Source organism: Chloroflexota bacterium, from assembly GCA_020161265.1.
GTDB lineage: Bacteria > Chloroflexota > Chloroflexia > Chloroflexales > Herpetosiphonaceae > Herpetosiphon.
In genome coordinates, this window is sequence record JAIUOC010000003.1 from 495,812 (window position 1) to 512,180 (window position 16,369).

The window sequence follows — 16,369 nt, forward strand, 5'->3', positions numbered from 1 at the left end:
GCCCGGAGGGCTTCCCTTCCGTAATAGGGTTCCACGCTGGACAAATTAGGCGCGAATCAGGCTGGTATCTTTATGCTTTTCGCCTTCATCGATCAACATAATCGGAATCCCATCTTCAATTGGGTAGCGATAACCGTTGCGTGGGTTGAGCAGCCATTCTTTGCCGCTGGCATCGCTATACAATTCGACTGGTTTTTTATCGACTGGGCAAGCCAAAATTTCCAGCAACTCAGGGCTGATTGACCGTTTGGTGCTGCTGGCGCTGACGGCGGTGGTGTTTGAGCCTAAATTGCTGACCGGAGCCAACTCAAATGCTTGATCCGCCTTATATTGTTTATAAACCCGATAAACCAAGGCTCCTGCACCAGCGATGATACCGAAGCGCAACAATTTACCAAATTTCATGAATTCCTCCTAGCAACACGCAGCGCATCCAAGGCTTGCTGCGCGGTTTTCACAAATTGAGTTATTTTAGTGAGATCTTTGATGCCAGCGGTTTCGATGCCGCTGCTGACATCGACCCCCCATGGGGCAACTACTTGAATTGCTTGGGCTACATTGTTTGGTTCTAGCCCACCCGCCAGCAATAAGGGCGTTGTTTGGGCCAATTGGGCGGCGGCTGACCAATCGGCCAAGACCCCAGCCCCACCATATGAGCCTGGCACATGGGCATCGACCACCAAGCGCACATGTTGATGGCTTTGGGCTATATCATACCACGCTTGCTCATTATTTTGATTGGTTAAACGGACAGCTTTAAGCATTGGAAATTGAATTTCATTGACGATCGTTGGATCTTCATCGCCGCTAAGCTGCACCAGATCGAGGCCGACCTGCTGCGCAAGCTGATTAATCTCGGCGGCGCTGGCATTGGCAAACACCCCAACCAATTGACATGGCATGGCAGTTGCCCGCACCGCCTGAACAATCTCGAGCGCCAAGCTTGGCTGGATTTGGCGTTTACTGGGAGCGAAGATCATGCCAATCATGTCTGCACCTGCCAAAGCCGCTGTTACAGCGGCTTCGACACTACGCACACCACAGATTTTAATGGCCTGTTCAGGCCAACTCACGCTTCTTCTCCAGTTTCGTTGGCGGCCTTTTTGCGGCGACGTGGTTGTTTTTTTGCTGGCTCGACTGGAGCTGGGGCTTCAGCGACTGGCTCGGCCTTTTTGCGGCGACTGGTTTTCTTAGGTTTTTCTTCGACGACTTCAACTGGCTCGGCAGCTTTCCGGCGGCTACCCCGCTTTTTGGGCTTTTCCTCAGCCACTGCTTCAACCACAGGTTCAATGATTGGTTTGCTGACGATTTCGGCAACAGGTTCAGCTACTGCTTCCACTTCAACCACTGGCTCAGGCGCTGGATCATTGGCGACGCTGGCAGCAATCGCTTCGGCCACGCTCAATGGCACAATCGATTTGCGGCGGCGGCTGGGCTTGCGCGGCTTGATGGCTGCGGTTGCTGTTGCCATAGGTGCTTCATACTCGATTGGCTCGGCAAACGAATAATCGGCATCGCTTTCGGGCAACGGCTGTTCTTCAAAGCTTTCAGGCAAGGCCACTTCATCGATTGGGGCAGTGTAATCGTCGTCAATCGCAATGGTTTGACCACCAATCATGGCTGGCAACAGACGTGGATCTTCATCAACCAGGTCAGGCAAACTTGGGCCATCATCAAAGGCTGCTAGATCGCTTGGCTCGAAGGCTGGGATTGACCCATCAAACTGTTCAGGGTTGAGCACCAAACGATAATGGGCTTTGGCTCCACGATTTGAGCGTTGGACTTTGCCCTCATTAATCGCTTGTTTGATCAATTCCTTCAAAGCATTATTGGTCAGATCCAGCTCAGCCGTATTGCGCATTTCGCGAAGATCGTTAAAGATATCGGCGAATGGCACTGGCTCGCTATAAACGCCCATCACCTGATAGAACAACTGCCATTCACGTTCGCCAAAGCTGAAACCTTCGGTTGGTGCTGGCACAAGGATTGTTTCGCTCAACTCTTCGGGCAGCACATCGACGGCTGGTTGTTCGCTGCGGCTGCTGCCACGGCGGCGGCGACGACGGCCATTGCGGTCGCCACGTTCGCTGCTTGGGGCAACTTCCTCGCCATCGGCCAATTCCATCGGCTCATCGGCGATGCCAATCGTTTCGATCGTGATTGGGGCGATTGATTCGGCTTGCAACTCAAGCTCTTGTTCGAGTTCGCGTTCAGCCTCAACTGAAGGCAAATCTTCGGCAAATTGCGAAAGTTTGTACGGATCTTCATCGGGCAAAAAGACTTCGTTAACCGTGCCGCTGGTGAAGATTTGAATCTTGCCAAGTCGTTCGGCTTCGCGCACAAAATCGGTAAATTTGGTGAACGGCTTGCCTTGAGCATCGCGATAGCGGCTTTCCTTGAAGTTGGGCAGCAGTTCTTTCATCAGAACCTTGAGCGAGCCAAATGAAGTTACATAGCCACGTTTCCGCGCTAAGTGCAAAGCCTCAACCAACTTATCGTAAATTGCTGCGTCGGGATTGCTTGGGGTGGTTGCCACGACTGGCGCGGTGCTTGGCGCTGGCCGCACCACAATTTCGGGAGCTTTTTCAGCGGGCTTTTCAACCCGTGGTTCGGCTGTTTTCTCCGAACGTGAATCAAGCCGCTCAAAATTTGGCTCGGCATGCTTTTCGGGGCGTTCGCGTTCGCGGCGGCGATCATCGCGGCCATTGCGTTCGCTACGTTCAGCTCGTTCTGGGCGCTCGTTGCGTTCAACTCGTTCTGGTCGTTCGCTACGATCACTACGATCGTTACGTTCAACCCGTTCTGGGCGTTCGACCCGCTCGAAGGTTTTTTCGTGGCGCTCGTTGCGACGGCCACCCATCGGGCGAATATCGACAATTTGCTCGTAGAACAAAAATTCATCGGCACTTTGGGCGAGATGGCTGGAGGCAGCCCCGCCAATGCCAACGATAATCACATCTTTACCTTCTTGGCGTACACAATTGACCAAGGCGATAAAATCGCGGTCGCCAGTGATAAAGATATACGAACCAATGTTGGTGCGGGTGTAGAGCGTGCGCATTGCATCGATACACATGTGCATATCCACACTATTTTTGATCGGACGGCCCATGCGGCCTTCGTCCTTATCATAATAGTAGGTTGGCACATACATTGGCTCAATATTATTGGCAAACAAAGCGCTGGTAATCCGTGGGTAACGATACCAGTCGGCGTAAGCGCGAGCAACTACAACACGGCCATAGTCCTCGCAACGTTCCATCAAAGCTTCGAAATTAGGGGTAGCGTCGAACTTCTCTCGAACTGAAACATAAATGTTCTCGAAGTCGATAAAAACCGCAACATCCTGCTTGGGTTTGTTCATAGGGATTCCAATGTGCTCCTGGGCAGTCATTTTGGTTGTGGCATGCCATTTAATTCTGGCGAGTGATCGAGTACGGTCACCCATTACCACCTAAAACTGCCAACAATTAGGCAAAAACAATTTGACAAGTGACGACATCAAACCAGCTGGAATGATGTATTGTGTGGGCGGCATCGCCTCTCATGGGATACTCAACGCGGCTAGTATACCATATCATCGCGCTGTGTATAGTCCTAAATTTGCTAGCTGGGGATCGGGGATTGGGGATCGGGGCTCGGCCACCGAATTATATGGAGCAATCAACGGATTGAGGAATTGCTTCCGACCCCCAACAACCAACTACCGATCCCCTCTGTTACGTTTGACGCACATGCAATGGGTAGGTAGAATGATCAACGCTAGGCGAAACCGATTCGTCAGGCTCAAGGAGTAGAGTTATTCGTATGCAACAGCCATATAAAGCGGTTCAACCTCAATTATCGAAAATGCCCAAATATCTGTTTTTGACCATGCGCCCCAAGCAGTGGGTCAAAAATATTTTTGTGTTTGCGGGCTTAATTTTTGCCAATGATTTGCTACTAACCAACCCGCAAAGCCTGCTACGGGTGCTCGCAACCTTTGGTCTGTGGTGTTTGATCGCTAGCTCAATTTATTTGATCAACGATCTGGTCGATATTGAGAAGGATCGCGATCATCCTAAAAAGCGTTATCGCCCATTGGCTAGCGGCCATCTTGCCCCAAGTAGTGCGATTGTCGCAACCTTGATTTTCTTGGTTATCGGCTTGCCCTTGGCATGGATGCTTAGTCGGGGGGTCGCAATTATTTTGGCTGTGTATGTGGTGATGCAACTGGCCTATTCATTTCGACTCAAACATGTGGTGATTCTCGATGTGTTTATTATTGCGGCGGGCTTTGTGTTTCGCACAGTTTCGGGCGCGGTGGTGCTTGGCATCGATATTTCACCTTGGCTGTTGATTTGTACCGGCCTGCTATCGCTATTTTTGGCGCTTGCTAAACGCCGCCATGAGTTGGTATTGCTCGAAACTGGGGCTGGCAGCCATCGCCGTGTGCTCGATGAATATTCAACCGAGCTGCTGCAAGAGATGATTTCGCTGATTACCGCCAGCACCTTGATTGCCTATATTTTGTATACACTTGACCCAACTAATCCCCATATACCTAAGAGTCCCTTCCCATTAATGTTAATCACTGTGCCATTTGTGATCTATGGCATTTTTCGTTATCTCTACTTGGTCTATAAAAAAGATGAAGGCGGCAGCCCTGAGGAGTTATTGCTCAAGGATTTGCCAATGTTGGCCGATATTCTGCTTTGGGGCATAACGGTTGTATCGATTAGTTATATCTTTCGCCAATAGGAGTTGGTTATGCAAACATCGCGTTCACCGTGGTTGGATCGCCTGTTCCGCCTTGCAAATTTGGCGATTATTCCAGGCTGGCTGTTGATGATCGGCGCACCGCGTTCGCGCTGGACTCAACGGGTGATCAACGATGATCGTTTTTTTATTGGGATGGGCGGGCTTTATGCGGCGATGTTGGGTGGCGCACTGGTTGAAAACGAGGGCAATGGCTTTAGTTTTAGCTCGATGCTTAATCCAACCCTTGATTCAATCGGCAAACTATTTCAAGAAGGCGGCCCCAAAGGCACGTTTGCGGGCTGGACGCATTATTTGGTTTTTGATTTCTTCGTTGGGCGGGCGATTTTGCGCGATGCCCAAGAGAAACAAATTCCGCATTGGTTGGTAGTGCCTGCGCTGCTTTGCACCTTGATGAGCGGCCCCTTGGGCTTAGCCTACTATCAGGTGCTGCTGCGCCTGCGAGGTGCGGCATGAACGAGCGTCCAATCCGCCGAACGCCGTTAATCCGCATGTCGGATATCGTGCTACCTGGCCAAACCAATAATCATGGCACGATGTTTGGCGGCGAAGTGTTGGCGATGATGGACCGTGCGGCGGCGATTGCGGCGATTCGCTTTTGCCGTCAGCAAGTTGTCACGGCTTCGACTGAACGCATCGATTTTCGCACGCCAATTCATCATGGCGATTTGGTTGATATGTTGGCCAAAGTGATTTACACCGGCACGACTTCGTTGATTGTGCGGATTGATGCCTGGGCCGAAGATCCAATTTCGGGCGAGCGGCGCTGGTGTACGACTGGCTTTTATTCGATGGTTTCGGTCGGAATTGATGGCCGTCCAACCGCAATTCCGCGTTTATTGGTCGAAACGCCAACCGAACAGGCCGATTGGGAGCATGGGGCTAAGATCAAAGCTTTGATCAGCGAACGACTCAAAGCCAACGATGCGCCAATTCCTGCCGACCCACTAACATTCTAAATGCGTAGCTTTTGTAAACGTGTTGGGCGGCTTGCTCAGCACGTTTTTTGATCGATGAGGGAATTATGCAAGCAATTATATTTGAGCGAGCTGGTGATGCTGATGTGTTGCAATTGGCCGAAGTCGCCGATTTGCAGCCGCAAGCTGGCGAATTGTTGATTCGGGTCTATGCGACTGCCGTTAATCGTGCCGATATTTTGCAGCGCCGTGGCATGTATCCAGCGCCAGCGGGAGCCTCGGAGATTTTGGGGCTAGAAATTGCCGGCGAGGTGATTGGCCATGGCGCAGGTGTTGCAACTCCAGCGCTTGGCACGCGCGTTTGTGCCTTGCTGCCAGGTGGCGGTTATGCTCAGCAAGTGGTGATTCCGGCTGAGCTAGCCATGCCGATTCCGGTAAATTTGAGCTACGAACAGGCTGCGGCGATTCCCGAAGTGTGGATGACCGCCTACGATAATTTGTTTAATTGGGGCCGTTTGAGTGCTGGCGAACGCTTGTTGGTGCATGGCGGCAGCTCAGGCATCGGCACTGCGGCAATTCAGCTGGCGCGATGGCGTGGCGCTGAAGTACTGATCACTGCTGGCTCTGAGGCCAAAATTGCCCGTTGCCGCGAATTAGGGGCAGGCGCAGGCATCAACTATCGAACTGAACACTGGCCTGAACGGGTGCAAGCACTAACTGAGCAGCAAGGCGTTGATGTGGTTTTGGATATGCTAGGAGCCAGTTATTTCAACGATAACTTAGCCAGCTTGCGGGTTGGCGGGCGCTTGGTGATTATTGCAACAATGGGCGGAGCACAAACTGAGCTTGATCTACGCACATTGATGCTCAAACGCTTGACAATTTGTGGTACGACTTTGCGTGCTCGCCCGATTGCCGCCAAAGCTGCGTTAACTCAACAAATGCTGGCCGATGTGTTGCCACGCTTTGCCGATGGCACATTTCAGCCAGTGATTGAAGCAGTGTTTGATTTGGCCGAAGCCAGTGCTGCTCATCGCTTGCTGGAATCAAGCCAGCATGTAGGAAAAATTGTGCTGCGAGTAGCCTAGAAGAGCATAGAGCATAGAGCATAGAACATAGAACATAGTTTGAACCACAAAGGCCGCTAAGGGCTGAAACCGCGAAGAACACGAAGAGCACGAAGTTAATTTTTTAGCCATCAATTATTCCGAGAGCCAACAGCCCAAAGCCTATAGCCAATTTCTTCTGCGTTAAAAACCGATCCCCATCCCCCAACAACCGATCCCCAACTCCTATGTTCTATGCTCTGTTTAGCCATTTGGCAATTTTTGATGGGGAAAAACCTTGACGGCTGAGCCTTTAGCCAAGACGACTGAATAGGGCGTTTCGTTTGCTAACCAAGCCCATTGCGGGCCATAAATCGTGCCCCAATCAAATTGCAGTTGATAACGCTCCACCGGATAAACATCCCACTCTGGATGTTCAACCCGATAGACGATTGGCTTGCCGTTGCGTTTGCGGCCAAAACCCCATTCGTGCTCCTTGAAAAAGTGTTCGGTGCTATCGGCGGCTGGGTGATAGAACTGTTTGCTGGCGCTCAGTTTGACCAAATTGGTTTGACCTTGCCAATATAAATTGTGCTCTACTGTGATTTGGCTAGCGCTGTGCTGGATATGACTTTGCAACGGTGCGGCAACATACGGCTCGTTGTAAATGACATTGGCTAAGGTGGCGACCAGCCATTGAGGCACGATTTCGCGCACAAACACCACCCCGCGTTGCTGACCACGGCGCACATAAAAACGCAAATTCATCTCGGCAAAATTGCGAAAGCCCGGCCAAGCCACACCTAAAACCTTGGTTTTTAGAAAATCAAACACCACCAAGCTTACGAACGCCGAGCCATCACGCCGATCAAGCTCTAAGCCAGTTGGCAAATAGGGCTGCAATAATTGATCGGGTACCGCATACGAGAATAAGCCTAAATTCGCCCATTCTGCTGATAGAAATGCGATTTTCATCGTTGCTCCTTTTTTGATTAGGATTCAGGCCTCAGGGGGTAGGGTTCAGAGCGAGGCGACAGAGTTCAGGGGTTGGGTTTCACTCGCGCGTACTATCCCATAGCCCAAATGCCGAACCCTAATTTTGTTACAGATTGTTAGGATTAGGTTCCGATAGCCCATAGCCTAGAGCCAAATCTCTGTGTGCTAAACCCTGACCCCTGAATCCTGACCCCTGATCCCTATTTTGACTTCTGACTTCTGACTTCTGACTTGCCCCCTATGTTCTCTGTTCGTCTGCTATACTTGGGCCAATCGTTCTCTAGCTTCGGTAGGCCGATTGATGCAACCTGCAAGCCTCAGTGTACTAACCCCAACCCCACTGTATCCAGCCCATGCTGGTGCAAAAAATCATAGTTTGAATGCGCTAGGTCAATTAAGGAATTATTATACTGTCGATAGTTATTGTTTAGCCAACCAACCGCAAGCAGTTGATTGGGGGCCGTTGCCGCAATGGTGTCGTGATCTACAGGCCTTCGCGCCAACCAAACCTCATCGTCGGGGAATTGATCCGCCAGCGGTGCATTTGGAGTTTTCGCAGCCGATGCGCGATTATTTGCAACAGCGCTGGGCGACCAATCTACCAGATTTGCTCCAACTTGAAGGTACAACCATGGCCCAATATGCCCCATTTGCCCGTCGTTTGGGGCTAAAGGCGATTATTTGTACTGTGCATCAAGTTGGCTTTGTGGCCCAATGGCGACGGTTGCAACGCGAAAAACATTGGAAACTGCGTGCTCGCCGCTTGGCTGGATTGCTCAGCTTATGGCTATATGAGCAGCGAGCCTTGCGCCAGTGTGATTTGTTGGTTACGCTGAGCGAAACTGATCAACGTACTCTAAATCGTTGGCAACCAAAACTCAACGTCGTCACTATGCCAGCAGGAGTTGATTTAAGCCAATGGCCGCTATGTCGCCAGCCTCAGGCTCCGCAACAAGTGTTGTTTGTGGGCAACTATTTTCATCCACCGAATGTTGAAGGGGCGTTGTGGTTGGCGCGTGAGGTTTGGCCGTTGGTTCAAGCCCAAATGCCCGAAGCCCGCTTGATGCTGGCGGGACGTAGCCCTACGCCTGAAATTCAACAACTTGCGAGTGCTACAATTCAAGTGCCTGGCACAATTGACGATTTAGCTGATGTTTATCGTCAAAGTCGGGTGGTGGCAGCGCCAATTTTTTGGGGCAGCGGCGTGCGGATTAAAATTTTAGAGGGCTTAGCGACAGGTTTGCCTTTGGTAACGACAAGTTTGGCGGCTGAAGGCTTGGCACTTACCCACGAAACCCACGCCCTGTTTGCTGAAACGCCACAAACCTTTGCCGCAGCGCTTGTGCGCATATTGCAAACACCACGTTTGGCCGAACAACTCGGCGATGCAGGCAGGCAATTGATCGCCCAACATTACGATTGGCAAGCAATTGGGCGACAATTATCCCAGCACTATCAGCGCCTACTTTAGCAAGGAGCTTCTCCATGGAAATGGATCATGTTGCAGTTGTAGTTAATAATATTGCTGAATCAACGGCTTGGTATGTTGAGCAATGTGGGGCGCAGGTATTATATGCTGATGAGACATGGGCTTTTTTGCGCATCGGCCAAGGGAAATTAGCTTTGGTCATGGCCTATCAACACCCGCCGCATGTGGCAGTACGGGTTGATGAAACGCAATTAAATGCCTTAGCAACCCAACATAACCAACCAATCGATCGCCATCGCGATGGCACAAAAGGCTTTTATCTACGCGACCCAAATGGGAATATGCTCGAAGTTATTTGTTATCCACCTGCTGAAACGGTCTATAACAAAGGTTGATTGTTGTGGTTGCGACCCGAACATCTGCCTTTTGTTAAGCTAATAGCCGATAACGATATGCTCATTTGGGTTAAAAAAAGCGATCAGGCGACTACCGCCTGATCGCTAAATTGATCCCTTATCTTTTATGTTCTATGTTGTAAGTTTGATATCCTGTGGGCCACCCCAGTTCCGGCTGGGATTAATCAGATTGGGAATAGCCTCGTAAAACATGCGCACTGAATGTTCTTCACCAGCTGCAATGTGTTTATAGACCTTGTTGAAGGGATAAACCCAAATATCGCCGCCTTGAACTGGTAGCGCAATACCCCAATCGTTGCTTTCGTGTTCGTGGCCCCAACGCCCGCCGTAGTTGGCAATAATGCAGGCTCCGAGAAATGCCCCAAGCGATTGAACCAAGTTGGGTGGTACTTGCTCAGGCTCATAATTTGGGCGAATTTGTTCGATATAGGTATTGAGCCACTTTACCGCCACGTGATTATATTCAAGCTCAATTCCAAGCTGGCTTTGCACCGAGCGCACAAAGTGTTGCGCCAAGTGCTCTAATCCAGCAACGATGTTCTGCTGTTGCGACATAGCTGACCTTAATGGTTATTTGGTGGCCTGTTCGAGCACGCGCAAGGTGATGTTGGGCACACCAAAGGGTAATGGATGATTATTCGGCATTGGTTTCAAGCGACTATTGCCCGATTCATGCTCCAAGATACCAATGACTTGGCCTTGGTAAAACGGCACATACAGGGTTGGTTTATCGGGTACACATAATTGGACCGCGCCAGTGGCACTGCGTTTATGCACATCGTTGACTATTTGTTGCAACATCGTTTTAGATGCAGCAATCGCCACAGGCCGACTGGGATCAGCCCCCACAATCGCGGCACATGCATCGATCAAACGGGCAGGAGTTTGGTAGAGATCAGGCTGGGAATGAGCATTGGCCAAATGTTGTAACGCCTGATTAGCGCTATACCACTGATCGTTGGACAAATCTTGGGCATGCACGCCACGCAGATGGCCCTCGCTGAACAGCACAATCCCCATCACAAAACCTGTGCTTTGTGGCCCAGGTTGATAGTAGACATAACCAGAAAAACGTCTAGTTTGCAAATATTCCAACTGCTTGCCCAAGGGCAGGCTTTGCAATTGCTTGCTACTATTGGGGTCGTGTTCGCCTGGTGGGAGCACCAACGAACGCCGCACTGGCTGGGGAATTAACGCAGCCTTTGGAATTGGCGCAGCACTGAGTCCGAAAAACTCCAGCGCAAAATCGTGCTCAGGTGGGCGATTTAAAATTTCGCCCTCGACCATAATCGTTAACAAACGATCAAAATTTGCCACCATGTCGGCATTAATACTATGCGCTGGTTTAAATAAATTATCGGCAGCATTCCACTCGAAATGGCCCGAACGCCGCGTCAACAGCCAATCCACCGCATCTTCGCCAATTTGGCCATGTGGGTCTACTTGGCCATGGCGTAAAATCCCATCCACAAAAAATAAATGCACCCGATCTATGTGATCGATCCATGTGAGTCGGCCCGATAATTGTCGCCGTTTCACGGTTTCAACCACTTGTGGTAGATCGTGAAGGTGCGGGATTGCCGCCAATGAATTCATAACATCCTCCACACCAAACAAGTAGCCCGCTGAGTGATTGTATAAGTCTGATTAATTTTCTGCATTCTGTGTTTGCCACCATCCACCGAGATACCACCCGCAGAAGCCACAGAGCAACACAATTAAGGCTGCGCCGTTCAGTTGCAATGCAAGTGGGGTTGTTGCAAGTAAGGTTAGGGCGGCTGGTACAATGTTTGCCAACCATAAAGCAACAGTTAAAGCCAAGCCATTCCAGCGCAGCATGCGGCCAAGCCAAAAGCTCAACAGCACAGCTAGCCCTAAAACGAGCCATTGAGCTGGTTCGCGCAACGGCAAGAGGACCAACGCCATTCCAAGACAGGTAATTGCCAAGGCGATCTGCTGCTTCCCACGTACTACCCATGTTAGCATGCTCAGGCTACCGATCAAGAGCAAACTTGTGGTAATTGCATCAAATGTTGCTTGTAATAGTATATCAAGCATTGCTGATTGTGCGTTCAGTGGTTGAACGCTGGCCCAAAACCCAGCTTTGGCGGTCGTAAAGCCAATGCTGCTACGAATCAGCAAGATCCATGGCACGATCAAAATCCCTAACACAATGCTTTCGCGTCGTAAAACTTGTGCTCGATCGGCCACAAAATCTTGAATTCGATGCGGAATTGCCCGAATAAAGGCCTCAAGCGGCAATTGTTGCTCGTTTTTGGTCAGGTTCCAAGCGGTCGCCGCGCCTGCTCCCAACAAGGCTAGCTCGCCACCATTCAAGATGGCATTAGCCAAGGTTTGGCTGATGGCTAGAATAAAGCGTGGTAGTTCGCTAACTTGGGCAAATGTCCAACGCCCAGCACCCTGAATTACGTAGCCAATCCCAGCAATGATCCCTAGCCAAACCCATGGCCAAAGCTCGGTACGCCGCCGAAAAATGCCAATCAAGCCCAAAATTGGCAAGATTGTGGCCGGAATGCCACGCAAGGCGCTGCGCAAACTACTCAGAATGCTTTCGCTCAAGGTGGTTTGGTCGCGCTCACGCCGATATTCCGGTGGGGTGTACATCGAGGGCGAACTAGTAATTACTTGATCGCCAGCTACGGTTACCTCGAAGCGCCGATAGGCCTCGCCAATCCATGGCATTTTGGTTTGCCAGACAAAGCTATAATCGCTGCGATTGGGCTTTTGGCTGGTGCTAGTATTGCTCAACTCATACTGATCAAGCGCAATAAATTGGCTGGCATGGGTGGTTGCGATCGTTTGCGCTTGTTCGAGCGTGGTTGAAATCGCCTTGGCATTTTCGGGCAAACTCAAGCGATACGATAGCAAACGCCCAGCCGGATCGAGATACACCAACCAATTGTACTCAGGTCGATCCCAATTCGACCAGCGCACGCTCCAAGCGCGAACTGTGCCTTTTTCAATCGCCGCAGCGTTTTGCTCAGGGTCTAGTTGATCATAAATATAGGCCAAATCAAGGTCAACCCAATCGGCCACAACCGTAACACTGGGGTTCAAGCCTGTCAGATCGATCTTAAGCTCTTGGGCGAGGGCTTCGGTGCGGGTAACCATATCTTGGCGCACGCCGTTGCGAGCCAAGGCGGGCGCACGATTCAGCCCAATTACCAGCAACAAAATGACCGCCAATCCCGATAAACCTGCAAACAGCTTCCAATCACTTCGCCATTGCCAGCTTAATTGGGGCACAACTGGCTCAGGCACTTGCGGCGGCAGCGCAGCCCGAATCGTATTATCGTTTTCAAGCGGAATTCCCCGCAATTGGCGAATGATGGCAGGAACCAGCAACCATAACACCAAGGCGGCGGCGGCAATTCCGCTAAGCAAATAGAAGTTATTAGTTTTCCAAAAGAGTGGCACGTATAGCGAGGCATTGTAGGTATAGTGAGCAGCAATTGAGGCCAATACGCCGTAGCGCACACTCAAAAAGCCAAACAAAATCCCAATAATGCTTAATTCAACCACGCGAATATAAAACGGATGTTGAGGATAGGTAGCGTGTAGCGAAGCCCAAACCACGGCTGTCACAATGATTGCTAGCTTGGGTCGGCCAAAATAACGGGTCAACACCGTAATCCCGCCCAAGCGAAAGATCAATTCCTCGCCGATCGCAGGTAACAAGCCCAGCGCCATGCCATATAGAGCAGGAAACGGCGTAGCGATCGTATCATCGTACAAAGGCGTAACGGGCGACCACACCCCAAAATAGCGACTACCCAAGGCATAAAAGGCCGAAACAAAGCCTAGCTGGAAAATTCCAACCAAGCCGCCAATCCATAAAGCCTGCACGACTGGGCGACTCACTAAACCACGGCGGGTCAGGGTTTCGCTCAACGAAACGCTGCCCTCGGTTTTTTCCCAAACTAGCGCCTCGCCAGCCATACCCGCCAAGAGGATCGTAGTGGCGATGGCAACAAGCTGACCAACATAGCCACTGAGCACATTGCCCCAGTAAACCGGCAGGCTTTGGTTAATATCATAATGAGCTAAATCGAGCGGAATGCTGTTGAGCATGACCAACACGCCAACCACGGCAACTGCCGCAAATAGGCGCAAGGCCCAACGCCAGCGTAATCGCCCCCGCCGTGCCTGAATAAACCAAGCCACGCCAATCAAGGCTGTCAGGGCATAGGTCAGCGTCCAGCCAGTGTGGTTGAGAATACCACCACGGCGCAGTTGCCAATCTTTATCCAAATACCACGATTGGGGCAGCCAATAATACTCGCTCAATTGGCCCAGTTCATTACCTGCAATCGTAACGCTGTAGCGATATTGAGCCTCAGCATCGCTGATATCACGGCGCTGCCAAGTAAAGGTATGGTCGGTGCGGTTGGGCTGTTGTGTGGTAAATTGATCGAGCAAGGTTAATTGATCAAGCGGAATTGGCAATTGGTCTTGCGCTATTAACAAGGCCTCGGCTTGGCTCAACTTGGCTCCGCTGGCTTCATCGGGGCGTATATGATTAATTGCTAAGATGCGGCCTGTGGTTGGCGAAATGCTGACCAACCATTGCTCCGGATCAAGCTCACGCCAAAACCGCACATTCCAACTAGCCAGATTAAGATCTTCATCAACCCGTTGATTGAGCAATTCGCGACTGTGTTCGCGAATCAAATACGATTGAGCATCGTTGTTTGAGCCAAAGGTGATTGTTTGGGTAAATTGGCTAGGATCGCCGCCTACGCCTAACACTGCATACACCGAGCCATTCAAGGCAGCATCACGATCCACGTTAAAGCGAATCTCGGCCATAGGCGTTGATTCAGTAGCAAAGACAATCGCTAAGAAAATGCCAAATAAGGCTAAAAGGAAAAAACCTGGGGGAATCAGTCGTTTGGTATCGGGCTTGTGCACGCCATCCCTCCATCGCTGTTTGGTTGCTAGCCTAAGTATAAAGCTAAATGAGAGCATAGAGCAAAGAACATAGAACATAGGAGTTGGGGATCAGCTGTTGGAGGTCGGGGATCGGAATTAACGCAGCGGCGCAGAGAAAGACGAGAGGTCAGGTTTCAGTGGCTAGCGGGCCGGGCTTTGGAATAAGTAGCCTTCGCGATCTTCACGTCCTTCGTGGTTTCAAGCTTCGTGTTCTTCGAGATTTCAAAACTGATCCCTTACCCATAGGTAGTAACAACTTAAACTCTGACAGTGTTTGTTGAAGAACTTTGTGGTGTGCTGGAAGCAATCACCCAACTAACACCACGAGGCTCTGATGTAGTCACTATTTGATGGAGAACCGTTCCTATCCGTATCCGTTCCACCTGGCATAGCCTACGCCTGAATTCAGCCACTAGTGATTATAAACAATCTCGATGTATTGCCATCACTATGAGCATAAGCTATGTATTGGTAGCATGCTGTCGCACGAAGGTCGCATCTATCGGCCCATCCAGTGTCCAACCAATTCAAACACTTTGTGGTTATAAAAGTCCAACATCTCCGTCATATAGACAGTTCCTCAGCACCGATGAATGGCAGTGATGTTGTTAAACTAGCAGGCATTGGTCTGTCACCGTGAACTGGTGCATCAGGTGATTTATGGCGGCAGATGCGCTGTATGCATGGTCATTTCCGTAGACATTTCGTGTAGCGCAGTGGAGATTGTCCCTCCGCATCAGCCGTCGCACCCAATGGTGGCAAATCCGCACACTCTGCTGATGTAAGCTTGCCTGAATCACATAGCTGCTGTAGCGAAAGTTGCTGGTGATTAATTGGCTATCCTAATTGATAGTTTACACTACACATAAACGCTCAGGACGACTAATCATTAGGTTGCCAGTGAGATGGTATCCATCTTTATTGATACCATCCATATGTCTCGTAGGTAATTACACAAACTTACTTACGAGTAAGTTTGTGTAATTACCCCAATTATATTTAAGGAGCGTTAGTGTTAGCTATATACGGAATCTCAGGTAAGCACGATCATCATAAGATGTGCGACCTTCCCCTAATCCTTTTACTGCTTTAAATATTCTCATACAAAGAGGATCTTCCTTAAGAATAGTTGCTAATATCGCTTCCGACTCCATCAAAGTAGATCGGACATCAGGATAGCCATCACTAGCTAACACAACTTCGTTTGTTTTTCCAATAGCCGTTACTGTAATAAGATTCTTGGGAATATCGAATCCATCAACAACTCCAAAAGCATATGGGCTATTAATTGGTGAATTCTGGAATATGCCTTGTCTCTGAATTAGTGATGAAATAAACTTTCTTCCTAGATCTGACTCCATAATCTGATTAGGCTGTTTACCTTCTATTAGTTCAAGTTCTAGATATAATGCACGCGTATTAACTACAATATCATCAATCAGCATACGGTTCACATAAACTTTTCCATCAATCAAACATTGTACATCCCCTATAGACCAAACTTCTCGATGATAATCACTGTATAATGATATAGTAGCGCTAAAACGTTCTGCTGTGTTCTCCTTTAAGTTCTCATATATTCCATTTTTTTGGTAATAATCAGCTATACTTAATGTCAATGCTGCTACAGCTTCGTCAAGAGAAGCAGTTCTTGGGAGGACTTTTATTGCATTTTCTAGTAGTATAGTAGCCATCTTTCCGCTTGTTTTTCCTTCCCATAGTTTTCCAAATTTACTGCTAACACCATCAATCACGCAAGCAAAATGATCGTTTATGAAAATCGAGTCTTCACATCCGTCCATATCGCCGTTTTTTGATTCCATAAAAGATTCTATGACTTGCATAAGGTACTCG

General features: G+C 49.7%; 14 protein-coding genes. 6 read left to right on the forward strand and 8 right to left on the reverse strand.

Translation table 11 applies throughout. The features are described from left to right. Nucleotides 1-45: 45 nt before the first annotated feature. Genes LCH85_09490 through LCH85_09500 form a run of 3 tightly spaced genes read right to left on the reverse strand, consistent with a single transcriptional unit; the run spans nt 46 to nt 3,364 of the window. Entirely contained in the window at nt 46-405 is a 360-nt protein-coding gene (locus tag LCH85_09490; protein MCA0352217.1) for a hypothetical protein, read from the reverse strand. Next, nucleotides 402-1,073, reverse strand: coding sequence for a phosphoribosylanthranilate isomerase (locus LCH85_09495; protein MCA0352218.1), 672 nt, complete (start codon nt 1,071-1,073; stop codon nt 402-404). The genes LCH85_09490 and LCH85_09495 overlap by 4 nt, the downstream gene beginning before the upstream one ends. Then, on the reverse strand, nt 1,070-3,364 hold the full coding sequence (locus tag LCH85_09500; protein ID MCA0352219.1) for an NYN domain-containing protein: 2,295 nt from the start codon (nt 3,362-3,364) through the stop codon (nt 1,070-1,072). The genes LCH85_09495 and LCH85_09500 overlap by 4 nt, the downstream gene beginning before the upstream one ends. Before the next feature lie 443 nt (nt 3,365-3,807). Here LCH85_09500 and LCH85_09505 point away from each other — a divergent pair, with 443 nt between their 5' ends. From LCH85_09505 to LCH85_09520, 4 genes are all read left to right on the forward strand, one after another. Continuing rightward, nucleotides 3,808-4,740 carry a decaprenyl-phosphate phosphoribosyltransferase gene (locus LCH85_09505; protein ID MCA0352220.1) on the forward strand — a complete coding sequence of 311 codons (933 nt, stop codon included), beginning with the start codon at nt 3,808-3,810 and terminating at the stop codon, nt 4,738-4,740. Nucleotides 4,741-4,749: 9 nt separating this feature from the next. Further along, a complete protein-coding gene (locus LCH85_09510) occupies nt 4,750-5,214 on the forward strand; it encodes a DUF4281 domain-containing protein (GenBank protein ID MCA0352221.1) in 465 nt (154 codons plus the stop codon). Then, nucleotides 5,211-5,717, forward strand: coding sequence for an acyl-CoA thioesterase (locus LCH85_09515; GenBank protein MCA0352222.1), 507 nt, complete (start codon nt 5,211-5,213; stop codon nt 5,715-5,717). Before LCH85_09510 ends, LCH85_09515 begins: the two co-directional genes overlap by 4 nt. A 65-nt stretch (nt 5,718-5,782) precedes the next feature. Further along, entirely contained in the window at nt 5,783-6,763 is a 981-nt protein-coding gene (locus LCH85_09520; protein ID MCA0352223.1) for an NAD(P)H-quinone oxidoreductase, read from the forward strand. 222 nt (nt 6,764-6,985) lie between these two features. Here LCH85_09520 and LCH85_09525 read toward each other — a convergent pair whose 3' ends face one another. Further along, nucleotides 6,986-7,696 (reverse strand): DUF2071 domain-containing protein, encoded by a 711-nt coding sequence (locus LCH85_09525; protein ID MCA0352224.1) that lies wholly within the window; start codon nt 7,694-7,696, stop codon nt 6,986-6,988. A 322-nt stretch (nt 7,697-8,018) separates the two neighbouring features. Here LCH85_09525 and LCH85_09530 point away from each other — a divergent pair, with 322 nt between their 5' ends. Continuing rightward, nucleotides 8,019-9,188: a glycosyltransferase family 4 protein gene (locus LCH85_09530; GenBank protein MCA0352225.1), complete on the forward strand. Its 1,170-nt coding sequence runs from the start codon at nt 8,019-8,021 to the stop codon at nt 9,186-9,188. Nucleotides 9,189-9,202: 14 nt separating this feature from the next. Next, on the forward strand, nt 9,203-9,541 hold the full coding sequence (locus LCH85_09535; protein MCA0352226.1) for a VOC family protein: 339 nt from the start codon (nt 9,203-9,205) through the stop codon (nt 9,539-9,541). A 132-nt stretch (nt 9,542-9,673) separates the two neighbouring features. Here LCH85_09535 and LCH85_09540 read toward each other — a convergent pair whose 3' ends face one another. From LCH85_09540 to LCH85_09555, 4 genes are all read right to left on the reverse strand, one after another. Continuing rightward, nucleotides 9,674-10,117, reverse strand: coding sequence for a DUF3806 domain-containing protein (locus LCH85_09540; protein MCA0352227.1), 444 nt, complete (start codon nt 10,115-10,117; stop codon nt 9,674-9,676). A 15-nt stretch (nt 10,118-10,132) separates the two neighbouring features. Then, nucleotides 10,133-11,158, reverse strand: a complete 1,026-nt coding sequence (locus tag LCH85_09545) for a hypothetical protein (GenBank protein MCA0352228.1) — start codon at nt 11,156-11,158, stop codon at nt 10,133-10,135. A 51-nt stretch (nt 11,159-11,209) separates the two neighbouring features. Further along, nucleotides 11,210-14,494: a CPBP family intramembrane metalloprotease gene (locus tag LCH85_09550; GenBank protein ID MCA0352229.1), complete on the reverse strand. Its 3,285-nt coding sequence runs from the start codon at nt 14,492-14,494 to the stop codon at nt 11,210-11,212. A 1,040-nt stretch (nt 14,495-15,534) separates the two neighbouring features. Next, nucleotides 15,535-16,359 (reverse strand): hypothetical protein, encoded by an 825-nt coding sequence (locus LCH85_09555; protein ID MCA0352230.1) that lies wholly within the window; start codon nt 16,357-16,359, stop codon nt 15,535-15,537. Between the last annotated feature and the right edge of the window lie 10 nt (nt 16,360-16,369).